The organism is Pandoraea sp. SD6-2, assembly GCF_000389825.1.
Classification (GTDB): domain Bacteria; phylum Pseudomonadota; class Gammaproteobacteria; order Burkholderiales; family Burkholderiaceae; genus Pandoraea; species Pandoraea communis.
Window position 1 is genome coordinate 732018 of the sequence record NZ_KB944454.1, and the last position, 15378, is coordinate 747395.

Consider the following 15378-nt stretch of genomic DNA (forward strand, 5'->3'; position numbering starts at 1 on the left):
GGGCGCGATGCCATGCATCGCGACCCGCCGCAGTCGATACCGTGGCGAAAAAAGCCTACTTCCTGGCGCGCTTCACCGCCTGCTCGATGCGCGCACCGACGTCCTTGTCGATCTGCTTCCAGTAGTCGAAGGCCCGCTCGAGCACCGGGCTACGCACCCCGGCCAGCAACGCGCCCGACACGGTCTCGACCAGACGCGTGCGCGCCGCATCGTCGAATACGTGACGTACCAGATTTCCCGGTTGCGAGAAGTCGTCGTCCTCCTTGTGCAGCGTGTAGGCACTGCGCACCATGGCGCCGTCCGACTCCCAGCCGTCCTCCGCCGGGCCAGTCTGATCGGCATACGGACGGCCGCCGCTGTTCGGCACGTAAGTCGGTGCATTGCCGCTGTGCTCGAACGCCATGTGACCATCAAACATATACGACTGCACCGGCACCTTCGGGCGATTGACCGGCAGTTGATGGAAGTTTGTCCCGATGCGATTGCGCTGCGCGTCGTTGTACGCGAAGGCGCGTCCGAGCAGCATCTTGTCGGGCGACAGGCCGATGCCCGGCACGGTATTGCCCGGCGAGAACGCTGCCTGCTCGATCTGCGCGAAGAAGTTCTCCGGATTGCGGTTGAGCGTCATCTTGCCCACCTTGATCAGCGGATAGTCCTTGTGCGACCACGTCTTCGTCAGGTCGAACGGATTGAAGCGGTACTGCTTCGCGTCGGCATACGGCATGACCTGCACCCGCAAAATCCAGCTAGGATGCTCACCGCGCACGATGGCGTCGAACAGATCCCGGCGATGGAAGTCGGCGTCCTGACCGGACATCGTTGCCGCTTCGGCGTTCGAGAAGAACTCCATGCCCTGCTCGGTATGGAAGTGATACTTCACCCAGAATTTCTCGCCGCTCGCATTGATCCACAGATAAGTATGCGAACCATAGCCGTTCATATGACGCCAGGTACGCGGCAAGCCACGGTCGCCCATCAGATACGTCACCTGATGCGCCGACTCCGGATTGTTCGTCCAGAAGTCCCATTGCATGTGGTTGTCGCGCAGCCCCGAGTCCGGCAAACGTTTTTGACTGCGGATGAAGTGCGGAAACTTCATCGGGTCGCGCACGAAGAAAACCGGTGTGTTGTTGCCGACGAGATCGTAATTGCCTTCGTCGGTATAGAACTTGAGGGAGAAGCCGCGCACGTCGCGCCAGGTATCGGGGCTACCGGATTCGCCCGCGACCGTGGAAAAGCGCGCGAGCATTTCCACCTTGGCGCCCTTCCTGAATAGCGAGGCCTTGGTATATCGGCTGACATCTTCGGTGGTTTCGAATACGCCGAAAGCGCCAGCGCCTTTCGCATGGGGCTGACGCTCGGGCACCTTCTCCCGATTGAAGTGCGCCATTTGCTCGATGAAGTGAACGTCGTGAAGCAGCAGCGGGCCGTCCGCCCCGACCGATAACGTATTTCGGTCGCTTGCCGCCGGCGCACCGGCGCCTGTCGTTGATCCGGTGTCCGAACTATCTTTCTCTTTGCTCATACTTACCTCCGATGTGAAGGTGGGTGGGGGGGAGGGAGAGAATTCAAGTCAGTAATGTCGCAAGTCGATCAAAGCATAATACAAGACTGCGACACACACCCTTCGACGTTCGGCGCGTTGAAGCGCCGAAGCAAGCGGCAAACATGATCTCAGGCGGCTAATGCCCGGCACTGACAGACAGCGCGTTCGAAGCAGGCAATCGCGAAGTCGACGCAAGCCTCGTCGGTAAAGCGACCGAGGCTCAAGCGCACGGTACGGCTCGCCGCTTCACCGTCGAGTCCGATGGCACTCAGCACATGCGACGGCTGCCCCGAGGCCGAGTTGCAAGCCGATGTCGACGACACGGCGAGATTTCCGTTGAGCATGAACGTGTAGAAACCGGGATGCCGGACGGTCAGGCTCAGCGTATGCGGAACGCGTTGCGCATCGGCCGCGTTGTGCACCACACCGTCGAGTGCCAGCACGCCGTCGAGCAGGCGGCGGCTCAGTTGGGCAATGCGGGCGTTATCGGTCGTCATGACCTGCATGGCCAACTCACATGCCGTCCCCATGCCAACGATCTGATGCGTTGCCAGCGTGCCGGAGCGCAAGCCGCGTTCATGACCGCCGCCGTGCATTTGAGGCGCGATGCGCGGCATGACGTCCTTGCTCACGTACAGCGCGCCGATCCCCTTCGGCCCGTACACCTTGTGTGCCGACATCGAAAGCAGATCGATGCCCATGGCCTTCACGTCAACGGGCGTCTTGCCCAGCGCCTGTGCGGCATCGACATGCAGCAGCGCCCCTGCCGCGTGCACGACCCTGGAAATGGCCGCGACGTCGGTCAGCGTGCCGAGTTCGTTATTGACCAGCATGAGCGACACCAGTCCCGTATCGGGACGCAAGGCCGCCGCCACCGCGTTGGCCGTGATCTCGCCGGTGACCGAGGGCGTCACATACGTGACCGGCACGCCGCGCTTTTCCAGATACGCCATCGTATCGAGAATCGCCTTGTGCTCGAGCACGCTCGTCATCATGTGCGCACGCGCCTGCCCCAGCTCTGCATAGCCCTTGAGCGCCAGATTGTTCGATTCAGTGGCGCCGGACGTCCACACGATCTCCGCCGCGTCGGCACCGATGAGGGCCGCGACCTGCGCGCGCGAGCGCTCCACGAGACGGCGCGCGCTCACGCCCGCCGCATGCGAACTCGACGCGGGATTGCCAAAGACGCCATCCACGCCGAGACAGTCGGACATCGCAGCAATCACAGCGGCGTCGGCGGGCGTGGTGGCTGCATAGTCGAAGTAATGGAGTGTTTCTCTCTCGCGCATGATCGGCCCCGGATAAATAAGTGCGTCGATCCTACGCGGCAGAAGTGAGAAAAGGCTTGCCGAATCACCCACCCATGGCAGGTTTTATGAAAAATCCATCCCAATATTCGAAATAATCAGGAAATTTTTCCCATGTGTAATCAAACACCCTCACCGGCCGGGAATCGCACGGTGACTTCGCGCCCGCCGCCGGTCGCGTCGGCAAGCGACGCGGCGGCGCGCTTCTTGCCTCAGGAGAGGGATTCGATACGCGTCGAATGGGCGTAGGCCTGACCGAATCGATTGGCCAGGAAGTCCGGCAAGGCAATCTGCTCCTGCCGTATGAAGCCGCGCTGCGGTAATTGTCCCGCGAAGAACATATCGACCGCCGCACAGATCGCCGATGCCGTGGTGATCTGAATCGCGCTGGCGCTGTGCCCGTTATTGCGCTCCGCGAAGATCTTCCGCGCGAAGACTTCCTGCGTGAGCACCCCGCTGCGCAGACCGCTCACAACCACGAAGATGAGCACCACGTCCTGCAAGGTGCTCGGTACGGCGCGCTTGAGCATCGTCTTGAGCGTCTCCTGATCGTCTTTCAGACGCAGTTCGTTCAACAACACCTTCATCAACGCCCCATGGCCCGGATAGCGCACCGACTTGTAGTCGAGATCGCGCACGTGCCCACTGAGGGTTTCGCACAGCGTGCCCAGCCCGCCCGAGGTGTTGAACGCTTCGTACTCCACGCCATCGAGCGAGAAGTGTTCCAGATCCTCCAGCGGCTGTACGGTCAGCCTGACGCCGTCGCGAATCGCCTCGCACGGCTGGCAATACTCGTTGATCAGCCCGTCGACGCTCCACGTCAGGTTGTATTTCAGCGAGTTGGTGGGAAACGCCGGCAACGCGCCGACGCGCATCTTCACGGAGTCGACCTGATCGAACGCTGCCGCCAGGTGATGCGCCGCGATAGCGATGAAACCCGGCGCCAGACCGCACTGAGGCATCAGTGCGGTCGATGCCCCTTCGGCGAGTTGCTGGATGGCATGGGTCGCGGCTACGTCTTCGGTCAGGTCGAAGTAGTGACAGCCAGCCGCCACAGCGGCCGTCGCAGCACTCGTCGCCATCGTGTAGGGCAGCGCATTGACGACGGCGTCGTGGCCCGATATGGCCTTCCGTAACGAGCCCGTATCGCTGCCGGTCAGTTCGACAAACGCATCCGCATATTCATGGACCACCGCAGACGCCAGCGGGTTGCGGTCGAAAACCGTCACCCGGTAGTCGCCGCTGTCATGCAGCAGGCGCGCAATGGTCTGGCCGATATGTCCTGCGCCAAGTAAAGCGATCTTTTTCATGTTTTTTCCCCGGATCAAGACGTCGAACAAGAGGGCTCGCATCACGCCGGCGTCATTCTCCCGGCATATTCGTGCAAGCACCACGACATCAATTCTAGGGAGGGTTCCCGATGAAATGTAGCGTCAATTCGTCGTAAAAACGTATTCTTTCGTCGAAATGACGATTTCCATGACGAATCATATGAACAGCGGCATGACTCGGCCAAGTACAGGAGCGCCAACGATGGGTGAGGGCTCACCGGCAGGGACACTCCCCAAAGCTGTCGTCAATGAGGAACGTTCGCCAGCGTCGAAGGCACTAACGCGCTCCGCCCGGCACGAGATTCGGTGCTGGTCTCATGAAGGAGCCCCGGTGCAACTCTCCGAATACTTCCCCGTCCTGCTGTTTCTGGTTGTCGCTCTGCTCATCGGCGCGGGCCTTCTGGTGGTCGCAAAGCCGATTCGGCCACATCGTCCGGACGCGGAGAAAAATTCCCCGTACGAGTGCGGGTTCAACGCTTTCGGCGACGCCCGCAAACAGTTCGACGTGCGCTACTACCGCGTCGCTATCTTTTTCATCGTGTTCGATATCGAATTGGCGTTCACCATTCCGTGGGCCGTCGCGATTCGAGACGTGGGCTGGCCCGGCTTTATCGCCATGATGTTCTTCCTGTTCCTTCTCGCGGTCGGCTTCGCCTACGAATGGGGCAAGAAAGCGCTGGAGTGGGAGTAGGGGTGAGGGCAAGGGCAGAAGTCAAAACTGAACGCGACCGTCACGAATCGGCAGAACGTTCGGACTGTCTTCACCGACCTCGGCGTCGATCAGCCCGCTCAGACGCGCATTCATCTCCATGAGCAGATCACCGTTAGTCTTCCGGTCCATCGCCAGATTATTCAACTCGTCGGGGTCGGCTTCGAGTGAACTGCCCCCCCCAAATGTTGGACACCCATCCAACCTTTTGAGGGCAGTTCAGTAGCGAGGCCGGCCTCATTCTTGCGCAGACGCGCTTGTGCAAATGAAACGGAGCCCATCTCACGGCGAACTGGCAGAATGACTCCAGGATGTCAGAACGTGTGTCGTACACCGATGCGCACCGCATTCTGCATCGTTCCCGAGGCGTTCGCACCGAGGGCGGTTTCGACTTGCGCGCCGTAGCCCTTGTCGTGCCCCAAAGCGAAAATCAGGTACAGGTCCGTGCGCTTGGTGAAGATGTAATCCGCGCTCAATGTCAGTTGCGACGCAGAACCGATACCGTTATTGCGCGTCTGGTGCTGCAATCCCCCACCTAGCTGCACCACTGGCGTGACGTTCCATGTGAGGCCAGCCTCATATGTCGTCGCTCTCGGCGACGACCCGGCATTGATTCGCACATCGGATACCAACCCGAACAGTCTGACGTTGCCCAAGTTGTACGCAGCACCGCCGGCGAACTCACGGAGGTTGCCTCCGGTAACCACGTCTCGCTGTCCGTAATAGACCAGCGAGGCGCTGAATGTCCCGTTATCGTAGGACAGCAGATAGCTCGAGGCGCTGCTTTGCACGACCGAGCCGGGTACGTTGCCGAAGCCCCACATGGCGCCGAACGAAAAGCCGCCGTATGTCGGGCTCATGTACTTCACGGCGTTGTTGACCTGAATGCCCCAAACGCGGTTGTCGAGCGCCCCGCCTGCCGAAGCGTTGGCAGGAAGGCTCCACGCGAGCAAACCCGCCGGCGTGTTTGCCGCAATGGCATAGGCGGGAAGAATGTCACCGGTGAAGTCGTACTGACGGCCAAATGTCAGCGTCCCCCAGTTCCCACCAAGCCCCGCGTATGACTGAAGGCTGAACGCGCCGTTCGACGCTGTCAAATTCCCGTCGGACGTCTGAAACTGGTTCTCCAGTTTGAACAATGCGAAATTGCCATCCCCCAGCTCCTCTCGGCCCGACAAACCCCACCGCTCCGGCATCGAAACGCCGGATTGCACACCAACGTTTTTTCCGCCCGACTGGTTGTTGGTGTATGTCACACCGGTATCGAGAATGCCGTAGAGACTCACGGTCGACTGCGCCCACACGGACGCGCTGACACCACACAACACTGCGACTGCGCTTACCAAATATCGAGTTCTCATTTTGTCCGCCCTGCTTGTTCGCGAGAAGGATGTGCAGGGCGCGCACATTCGCGCCCTGCACAGCGCCGCTGATTCAGCATTGCAATGCCCTCCCCCACGGTGAACATCGCAGCCTCAGCGAATCGCAATATCCCCAAATACGGGATTTCAGGTAAACAAAATCAAAAATGATGACGCGTAAACGCAACCCGAATCTCGCTGCGGGGAATACAGCTACGGCACCGAAAACAAAGGCCATCGACTGGATCTCACGCAATTTCAAGGGTTTCCCCTCATTTTTGGCCCATTGACGAGAAATGGGATTGAACACAAAATTTGGTCGAACGACCAATTTTTATCAAAATGGCCTCGTCGATCGAGGCACATGAGAACTCGAGGTAGCGCGATGAGCATGCAGGTGGAGAACTTCATCAACGGCCGTTTCCGTGCGGCGCAATCCGGCGATACGTTCGTCAAGCTTGAGCCGGCCACAGGTGAGGCGTTGGCCGCGGTGGCCGCCTCGTCGCAAAGCGATGTGGACTCGGCGGTTGCGGCAGCAAAGGTCGCATTTGAAACGGTCTGGCGTCGAACGAGTGCTGCTCAGCGAGGGCTGAAGCTTCTGCACCTTGCCGACTTGCTCGCGCGGGATGCAGAGACGTTCGTGTCCGTTCTGTCCAGGGAACAGGGACGCCCCGAGATGGAAATGCGCATGATGGACCTGCCCATGTCGGTGGACACTCTGCGCTACTTCGCCGGCTGGGCCGACAAACTGGAAGGCAGGACGATTCCCACGGCCGGGAGTATGGGACGTGCGACGTTGAACTACACCGAGTTGGAGCCCGTCGGCGTAGTGGCTCAAATCATCCCGTGGAACGCGCCCCTGATGATTGGCATCTGGAAGCTGGCGCCGGCGTTAGCCGCAGGCTGTACTGTCGTTATCAAACCTTCGGAAGACGCTCCCGTCGCCTTGACGCATCTGATGCGGCTGGTTGCCGAAGCCGGCATCCCCGAAGGGGTAGTCAACGTCGTCAACGGGATTGGACCAACGACGGGACGCGCGTTGTGTACACACCCCGACGTGGCCAAGGTCAGCTTTACCGGCAGCACCGAAGTCGGTCGCGCAATTGCCCGGGACATGGCAGGGTCGTTCAAGCCATTGACCCTTGAACTGGGTGGCAAAGCTGCACAAATCCTGCTTGCCGACGCCGATGTTCCTCGCGCCATCGACGGACTTCTTCTCGGTCTTTTCGCGAATCAAGGGCAAACGTGCGCCGCCGGTTCACGCATTCTCGTCCACGCATCGATTGCCAATGCGGTCGCAGCGCAATTGGCGGCGGCGACCGATTCCATCGTTGTGGGTCGCCCTCAAGAGGCTCACGTCAGGATGGGAGCATTGATCAACGCCCGGCATCGGGCGCGGGTCGCCGAGTACATCGAGCGCGGCCATCAAGACGGCGCACGGCTGATTTCCGGAGGGCGCCAAGTGCCCGATGGCGGATTTTTCGTATGCCCGACACTCTTTGTTCACGAAGACCCCAACAGCACGTTGGCCCGAGAGGAAGTCTTCGGCCCGGTCGGTGTTGTGATTCCTTTCGAAGACGAGTCGGAGGCGGTTCGCATCGCGAATAGCACCCGCTATGGACTCTCCACCTCCCTGTGGACACAAGATGTTGGCAAAGCACACCGCCTGGCTCGCGAGATCGACGTTGGCTCCGTGGCAGTCAACTGCTGGAGCCCGCTCGATGCCCGGCTTGCCTGGGGCGGCCGCAGGGACAGCGGGACCGGCTTCGACCTGTCTCGGCATGCCGTGATGGCACATCTTCAGGAGAAATCCATCACCATCTCGCTGTAAAAACGGCGCCGTAAAGGCGAGCGCCATCGCGTTATACTGGGCCGCGTTACGGTCGCGAACACTACGCGACCGGCCTTCTTTCGCCGGCCCAGCCAACATGGACGCTCGCACGCCCTCTTCCCGCAAACCCACTTCATCGCTACCGTCGAGCACGACGTCCACGGCACAGGATGACTTCAGGCCCGTTGCCGCGACAGCCAAAGGCAATGAGCGCATTGCCTCCATGCTTGAAATTGGCCGCACTATCCTGCTGGAGCAGGGAGTTGCTCAGCTAACGCTGCGCAACGTGGCACGTACCGCGGGTATTCGGTTGTTCAACCTGCAGCACTATTTCCCGTCGCAAACCGAGCTGCTTCGCGCCGCGATCGTTCAGACCATCAAGCACTTCGAAACGGCGGCCATCGAACAACTGGATGGTCCGACCTCGCGTGCTCCCAAAACGCTCTTCGTCGATACTTGCCGCTACTACCTTCGCCTGAACCGCAAGCGGCATGTCCGCATTTTGTTCTTTGAGCTAGGTGCACTCGCTCAACGGGACGAGGTGGTCCAGCGCATACTCCACGACGCCTATCAGCCTTATCGCGACCGGCTCAATCCATTGATCGAGGCCGTCAATCCAGAGCTGACGCGCGCCGAGCGAGCCAGGAGAGTTGATTTCATCACGGCAGCGCTCGAAGGCACCATGTACGTGCTGAACACGCAATCCACGGACGACGGAGATGAAGACCCGTCGGAAAAGCGCTTCCTCTCTTATCTTCTGACGATAGCGACTTCCTGATCTCAAAGAAATCGGCGAGAGCGCAGTGCTCCCGCCGTTCAAATTACCAATGCCCTAAGGCCTGAGGCACCGGCATCTCAGCTACATTCGTGCAGCGCATCCGCCATCGTGCGTGCGACGGTGTTTGCCTCCTCGACCGTTAGCGTGAGTGGCGGAGAGAGAATGATTTTGTTCGCCACGGGACGAACCAGCACGCCGCGCTTGCGTGCTGCCTCCGCGACGCGTGTGGCAAAACCCTCGCGAGGGTCCAGCGGCGTCCGGCTAGCCTTGTCGGTGACGAAATCGAGCGCGAGCATCAGCCCCTTTCCTCGCACGTCGCCGACCGTCTCATAGGCGTCGCGCAACGGCAGCAATTGCTCAAGCAGGTGCTTGCCCACGCGGCCGGCGTTGCCCGGCAAGTCCTCGGATTCGACGATATCCAGCACCGCCAGCGCCGCGGCACACGCCACCGGATGACCGCTGTACGTGTAGCCGTGCATCACCATGTGAGAAAAGCCTGCGCCGTTCTCAATCGCATTTGCGACACGGCCGTTGAAGACAGTGGCGCCCAAGGGAACGTAGCCGGCTGAAATGCCCTTGGCCAGGCAGAGAATGTCCGGTGCCACACCCCAGCCTCGGCTGCCGAGAATCGAGCCTGTCCGGCCAAATCCCGTCACCACCTCATCGGCAATCAACAGAATGCCGTTCCGGTCGCAAACCTCGCGCAGGCGTGGCCAATAGGTCGACGGCGGCACAATCAGTCCACCAGCGCCCTGCACCGGCTCGGCGATGAACGCCGCGATTGTCTGGGAGCCGTGAAATGCAATGGACTCTTCAAGCTGCGCGATACAGTATTCAACCAGTTGAGCCGGGTCCTCGCACTTCCACGGATTGCGGTACAACCACGGCGTGTCGAGCTGGTAACAGTTGGGCAGCAGAGGGCCGTGGTTGTAGTGGTAGACGCCATTACCGCCCACCGATGTCCCGCCCATATGGACACCGTGATAGCCGTTGCGCAGGGAAAGAAATTTGATACGGGACGGTTCGCCGGCAGCAATCCAATACTGGCGGGCAAGCTTCAGAGCGGTTTCGACCGAATCGGAACCACCGCTGCTGAAAAGGACGCGTTGCATGTCTTCTTGGGTGAACATGCTGCAAAGACGGTCAGCCAGGTCATACACCCGCGGGTGCGCGACGCCATCGAACGTCTGGTAATAAGCGATTTCATCGAGCTGCCGCGCGATGGCCTCTTTGACCGCCGTGCGATTGTGCCCGACGTTCACGTTCCAAAGACCGCCCACACCGTCGAGCATGCGATTGCCGTCGATGTCCGTCACATAGTTGCCGTCACCGCGCTCGATGACCACGGTATGGACGTTGGACTCAGCAGCCGACCCCATCGGATGCCAGAAGCGTTTCTTGCGTTGCTGGAAATTCATGTGTTACTCGCGAAGTGAATGCAAACCACCAATCCGACCCGGCTGCCAGTGCGACAACCGTCTCCTTCTCCGGCGCGCCAGGTCACGTACCTTCCGCTCAGAGCGTGTGCGCCCCGAGGCGCCGGTAATTTTCGGCAGACGCACTGCGCAGACGAGCGGCTAGCGCGATGCCGAGAAGCAGTGCTCCGGGAACAAGCGCACACAGCGCATAGGAAAGCGTTCGGCTCGCGCCAGTCAGCACATCGAAGTGCTCGATTGCCATGACAAGAACCCCGACGAGCGCTGCGCACGCCACTGCCGGCAGCAACTGGGTACGCCACCAACGCTCCCCCGTGCCGGTGTACTTGCGGAAGAACCCGATCACGGCGAGCGAAGTGATTGCCATGAGCAGAATCACGCACAACGTGGCCACATTGGAGAACCACGAGAACAACTGCAGCACGGGGTCCGCGCCGCACAGTGCGAAGATGGCTACAGCGATAGCCGCAATGGCGCTCTGGAGCAGCGAACCGGCATGAGGGCTTTGATGAGCACCGTGAGTCCGACCCAGCGCGCGGGGCAGCAAACCATCTCGCCCGCCAGCGTAGAAATAGCGTGCTGCGGAATTATGAAAGGCGAGCAGACCGGCATAGACACTCACCATGAACAGCACACGAATGACGTGCGTAAGCCCTGCCCCTGCGAAACGGTCCGACATCCCGTAGATGAAGGTCGTCGGATCTTGCATTGCCTGGAGCATGCCGACGATTTTTCCCGAGCCGGCCCCGACGACCATCGCCCAAAGGGATACCGAATAGAACGCGCCGATAAGCAGCACTGCGGCGAAGGTCGCGATGGGAATTGCGCGCTTCGGGTCTTTCGCTTCTTCGCCATAGATGGTGGTGGCTTCGAATCCGATGAATGCGGCGAAGCAGAACAGAAGACCAATGGAGGGCGAGCCGCTGGTGACGTTCGCCGGTTTGAACGCGTCGAAGTTGACGCCAGAATCGCCCCCTTTGACGAGAATGCAGATATCCAGCGTCAGAATGGCCAGATACTCGGCAATGACGAGCACGGACAGCAACTTTGCCGACAGGTCGATTTGCCGATAGCCGAGAATGCCTACGCTAGCCATCGCGATGAACGAATAGACCCACCAGGGCAAGACCAGTTGGAAGGTTGCCGCCATGGTGTCCGCGACCACCGCACCGAACATGCCGTAAAGCCCGATTTGCAGAATGTTGTAAGCGAACATCGCCAGCATGCCCGCCCCGCCCCCCATCATCCCGCCGAGACCTCGACACGAGAATGCATAGAACCCGCCGGCATTCGTCACGTGACGAGCCATCGCGGTGTATCCGGCGGAGAACACCAGAAGAATGGCCAGTGCGGCAAGCAAAAGCACCGGTGTGCCGGCGCCATTGCCGAGCATGATTCCGAGCGGGAACCCTCCGGCAATCACACTCAACGGGCTCGCCGCCGAGACAACGAAGAAGATGATGAAGCCGATACTCAGCGCGCCTTGCCTGAGTCCGGAATTCTGTGGGTTCTGCGAATCATGGAGCATGTTGCCCCCTCTTGAATTTAGTGTCCGACTTTCGCGAAGTCACGAGCCATCGCCCGCGTCGCGCTCCAGTGTCCAATCTCCTTGCGCCTTGGTTTTGCGCTCACTGGATGGTAGGGGGAGCATCTAGGCTCCGTTAGCCAAAATCGGCACAAAAAATTCAGTGCTGCCGTATACCCCTATGCCCGCAAAAGACGCTGGCACGACACGTGTCCGACGGCAGCTCGCCGAACAGATTCCGGTAGTGGCGCGCGAAATGGCTCAAGTGAAAAAAGCCCATTTCAGCGGCGGCGTCGCCAACACTCACCGCATCGGCCGACGTCCCTCTGAGACGTCGCCGTACGGCGTTCAGCCGAACATTTCGCAGGTAGTCGGCAGGGGCCGACCCCGTCACGGCCTGGAAACTATTCTGCAAGCCCCGCCGGCTCACTTTGAGTTTCGTGCAGAGTTCGATCACGGACGGTGGCGTCTCCGGGCGTTCGAACGTCATCTCCTCGGCCCGGCGCACAATCCACGTGCTAATCGCCAACGACCGGTATCGTTCGCCACCCGACACGGACTCCCCGCCAAACACATCCAGAAACGCACGGCAGATAAGGTCCGTCAGATCGTCATCGCTGCACCCAAGGTTCGCGTCTGCCCGTGACATGGCCCCGTAGAGCTTGACGGCAATGTCGGCGGCGATACCTTCCGGAAGCTGAATGACATTCGCCTCGTCGACTTGCCGCATCTGCGCGGGCGAGAGGGAAAATTGAGCAAAACTGCGGAAGCGCTCGTGGTCGATATTGGCCGCCAGAAGCGTGGCGTCCGAAGGGAGGTTGAGTTTGAATGGCTCTGCGTTGCGTAGCAGCGCAACTCTCCCGACGCCAATGAAGCGAGACCAGGTCGAAGCGTCGTCCGCCTCGGTGGGCAACGAGATCCCCAGACATAGGCGACCGCTTGGCGCGGTCCCGCGTTGGGCGACTCGCTTGTCGATGTGCTCGACGAACATCTGGTAATCATTGCCGTGAATCTGCAAGAGCTGACTCTGAGGCCGTCCCCCTTCAAGCTGGTCGTACACCTGACTCCACCCGCTCACGGCCGCACTGTGCTCCAGAACATCGTTGTAAGACGCAACACTGTGTTCCATACCACCTCACACTGGAGTCATTTCACCCTTAATTTGGTCTTGAGACCAATTTTAAGAACGAGAATTACCGCCGTCAATTTGGTAAAAAACTGGGCTGGGGTCTCTTGCAAGGTTCACCTCGCGTGGGCTGCGGACTTGCATTTGTCCCGGCTATCAGGAAAATACCCACAGAGCATTTTCCACCCACCGTTCAATCACGGATTTCGCCATGTCGAGCCTCACCAAGATGCTGTCGGTTCTGGACGTCTTCTCGTCATCGGAAAGGTCGATGACCGCTGAAGCCCTCGCCGAACAGCTAGGCTTTTCCCGAACGACCTGCTACCGGTACGTGAAGGAACTGGCATCGGTGGGCCTGCTGGTCAGCCACAACGGTGAATACACGCTCGGGCCTCGCATCATTCATCTCGACTACAACATGCGTCGCTCCGACCCGATGCTCAAAGCGGCGGAGCCTGTGGTGCAAAAGCTGGTTCAGGTCACCGGTGGGACGGGATTGATTTCCACGCTCTACGACGAGGAAATCATCAACGTTATGCACGAGAATGGCATGGAAGATCTCCAGCTCGGTTTCGGCCGCGGACGCATCATGCCCCTTTTTCAAGGGGCGTCGTCAAAGGTGATCGTCGCGGCCATGTCGCGGCCGCGACTGAAGCGCCTGCACGACCGGCACAAGGAATCGATGGGCGACTTCGAGGACTGGACGTTGTTCTGGCGCCATTGTCAGCACATCGTCGAGACCGGCTATGCCATATCCCGAGGAGAATTGGACGCCGGGCACGTCGGTATCGCCGCCCCCATCGTCTCTGCATCCGGAGGGGACGTCACGAGCAGCGTCTCACTCATCTTCCGCCCCGAGCACTTTGTCCTCTTCGACGAACATGCCGTCGGGAAGATACTTCGTGAAGCCGCCGCCCGTATTGGCGAAGCAACCTGACGGCGGAGGGCACGCTCGTGCCCCCTTCGCCCTCAGACCCCAATGCAGAGATACTTGGTCTGTACGTAGTCCTCGATACCGTACTTCGACCCTTCCCGCCCCATCCCTGACTGCTTCACGCCGCCAAACGGCGCAACGGCGGTACTGATTAGCCCCGTGTTGATGCCGACCATGCCGTATTGCATTCGCTCGGCGACTCGCCAGACACGGCGCAGGTCGTTGGCGTAGAAATACGCCGCCAATCCATACTCGGTGTCGTTGGCAAGCGCAACGGCATCGGCCTCGGAATCGAACGCGTAAAGCGCGGCCACCGGTCCGAATATCTCTTCGCCGGCAATCGACATTGCCGGTGTCACGTCCCGAAGCACTGTCGGTTCGTAATAGGTTCCCCCCAGACGGTGCGGCTTCCCGCCAACGGCAATCGACGCACCGTGCTCCACCGCATCGGCAACCAGCGCCCGAACCTTGTCCATCGCCGCCGCATCGATCAAGGGCCCCTGCATCACGCCGGCGTCGAGGCCATTTCCGACGTGCAGCTCGGCGACTGCACTCGCCAACTTCTGCGCGAACTCGTCGTAGACGCCACGCTGAACCAGGAAGCGGTTCGTACACACGCAGGTCTGCCCGGTATTGCGGTACTTCGAGGCAATCGCGCCCTGGACTGCCGCGTCGATATCGGCGTCGTCAAAGACGATGAACGGCGCATTCCCGCCCAATTCCATGGACAGCTTCTTGAGCGTCGGCGCGCACTGCGCGGCCAACTCCCGTCCGACTTCCGTCGACCCTGTGAACGACAGCTTGTGTACGAGCGGATTGGACGTCAGTTCTGCGCCAATCCTGGCTGCGCTTCCCGTGACAACATTAATGACGCCGGACGGGATACCGGCTCGTTCGGCAAGGATCGCAAGCGCCAAAGCCGACAGCGGTGTCTGGGACGCCGGCTTGATAACCACCGTGCAACCGGCGGCCAACGCGGGGGCGACCTTCCGCGTAATCATCGCCGCAGGGAAATTCCACGGCGTGATTGCAGCGCAAACGCCAACCGGCTCCTTCAGGACGACAACCCGCTTGTCTGCCCAAGGGGACGGCACCACGTCTCCGTAGATGCGGCGCCCCTCTTCTGCAAACCACTCGATATACGACGCCGCGTAAGCAATCTCGCCACGAGCCTCGGCCAGGGGCTTTCCCTGCTCCAGCGTCATCAGTGTCGCCAGGTCGTCCTGATTCTCCATTACCAGCATGAACCAGCGACGCAGCAACTGGGCGCGAACTTCTGCCGTCACGTCGCGCCACGTCTGGAATGCGGCGTGCGCTGCGTCAATCGCCCGGCGGGTTTCACTCTGTCCCGCACGCGGCACGCTTCCCAGGACCGTGCCATCGGCGGGGTTCGTAACGTCGAGCGTCTGCCCGTCGTCGGCGGCAACCCATCGCCCTCCGATAAAACACTTCGACTGCTGTAGAGAGATGTCCTTAAGCTTCATATTCATTGCT

General features: G+C 60.3%; 12 protein-coding genes and 1 pseudogene. 4 read left to right on the forward strand and 9 right to left on the reverse strand.

What is annotated here, in order from left to right; all coding sequences use genetic code 11:
* Window positions 1-55: 55 nt before the first annotated feature.
* The 3 genes and pseudogenes from C266_RS19725 to C266_RS19735 form a co-directional block, all read right to left on the reverse strand.
* Window positions 56-1525 carry a catalase gene (locus C266_RS19725; protein WP_010805495.1) on the reverse strand — a complete coding sequence of 490 codons (1470 nt, stop codon included), beginning with the start codon at window positions 1523-1525 and terminating at the stop codon, window positions 56-58.
* Between the two features lie 152 nt (window positions 1526-1677).
* Window positions 1678-2835: pseudogene (locus C266_RS19730) on the reverse strand (cysteine desulfurase family protein); the annotation flags it as partial.
* A 230-nt stretch (window positions 2836-3065) separates the two neighbouring features.
* The gene (locus tag C266_RS19735; protein ID WP_010805497.1) at window positions 3066-4163 is read right to left on the reverse strand and encodes a saccharopine dehydrogenase family protein; all 1098 of its coding nucleotides are present in this window, start codon (window positions 4161-4163) and stop codon (window positions 3066-3068) included.
* 352 nt (window positions 4164-4515) lie between these two features.
* Here C266_RS19735 and ndhC point away from each other — a divergent pair, with 352 nt between their 5' ends.
* Window positions 4516-4875: an NADH-quinone oxidoreductase subunit A gene (gene ndhC / locus C266_RS19740; protein WP_010805498.1), complete on the forward strand. Its 360-nt coding sequence runs from the start codon at window positions 4516-4518 to the stop codon at window positions 4873-4875.
* A gap of 21 nt (window positions 4876-4896) precedes the next feature.
* On the opposite strand, the gene C266_RS28270 is transcribed toward ndhC, so the two are convergent.
* Both C266_RS28270 and C266_RS19745 read right to left on the reverse strand, forming a co-directional pair.
* Window positions 4897-5025 (reverse strand): hypothetical protein, encoded by a 129-nt coding sequence (locus C266_RS28270; RefSeq protein ID WP_010805499.1) that lies wholly within the window; start codon window positions 5023-5025, stop codon window positions 4897-4899.
* A gap of 182 nt (window positions 5026-5207) precedes the next feature.
* Window positions 5208-6254, reverse strand: coding sequence for a porin (locus tag C266_RS19745; protein ID WP_036663476.1), 1047 nt, complete (start codon window positions 6252-6254; stop codon window positions 5208-5210).
* 391 nt (window positions 6255-6645) lie between these two features.
* Here C266_RS19745 and C266_RS19750 point away from each other — a divergent pair, with 391 nt between their 5' ends.
* Window positions 6646-8085, forward strand: a complete 1440-nt coding sequence (locus C266_RS19750; protein ID WP_036663871.1) for an aldehyde dehydrogenase — start codon at window positions 6646-6648, stop codon at window positions 8083-8085.
* Between the two features lie 97 nt (window positions 8086-8182).
* A complete protein-coding gene (locus C266_RS19755) occupies window positions 8183-8863 on the forward strand; it encodes a TetR/AcrR family transcriptional regulator (RefSeq protein ID WP_144265873.1) in 681 nt (226 codons plus the stop codon).
* Between the two features lie 77 nt (window positions 8864-8940).
* Here C266_RS19755 and C266_RS19760 read toward each other — a convergent pair whose 3' ends face one another.
* The 3 genes from C266_RS19760 to C266_RS19770 all read right to left on the reverse strand — a co-directional run bounded on the left by C266_RS19760 (window position 8941) and on the right by C266_RS19770 (window position 12842).
* Window positions 8941-10281 (reverse strand): aminotransferase class III-fold pyridoxal phosphate-dependent enzyme, encoded by a 1341-nt coding sequence (locus tag C266_RS19760; protein ID WP_010805503.1) that lies wholly within the window; start codon window positions 10279-10281, stop codon window positions 8941-8943.
* A 97-nt stretch (window positions 10282-10378) separates the two neighbouring features.
* Window positions 10379-11827: an APC family permease gene (locus tag C266_RS19765; protein ID WP_010805504.1), complete on the reverse strand. Its 1449-nt coding sequence runs from the start codon at window positions 11825-11827 to the stop codon at window positions 10379-10381.
* Window positions 11828-11984: 157 nt separating this feature from the next.
* On the reverse strand, window positions 11985-12842 hold the full coding sequence (locus C266_RS19770; RefSeq protein WP_168162937.1) for a helix-turn-helix domain-containing protein: 858 nt from the start codon (window positions 12840-12842) through the stop codon (window positions 11985-11987).
* A 319-nt stretch (window positions 12843-13161) separates the two neighbouring features.
* Here C266_RS19770 and C266_RS19775 point away from each other — a divergent pair, with 319 nt between their 5' ends.
* Window positions 13162-13887, forward strand: coding sequence for an IclR family transcriptional regulator (locus C266_RS19775; RefSeq protein ID WP_010805506.1), 726 nt, complete (start codon window positions 13162-13164; stop codon window positions 13885-13887).
* 32 nt (window positions 13888-13919) lie between these two features.
* Here the strand turns inward: C266_RS19775 and C266_RS19780 are convergent, their stop codons facing one another.
* The gene (locus C266_RS19780; RefSeq protein ID WP_036663873.1) at window positions 13920-15374 is read right to left on the reverse strand and encodes an NAD-dependent succinate-semialdehyde dehydrogenase; all 1455 of its coding nucleotides are present in this window, start codon (window positions 15372-15374) and stop codon (window positions 13920-13922) included.
* Window positions 15375-15378: the final 4 nt, after the last annotated feature.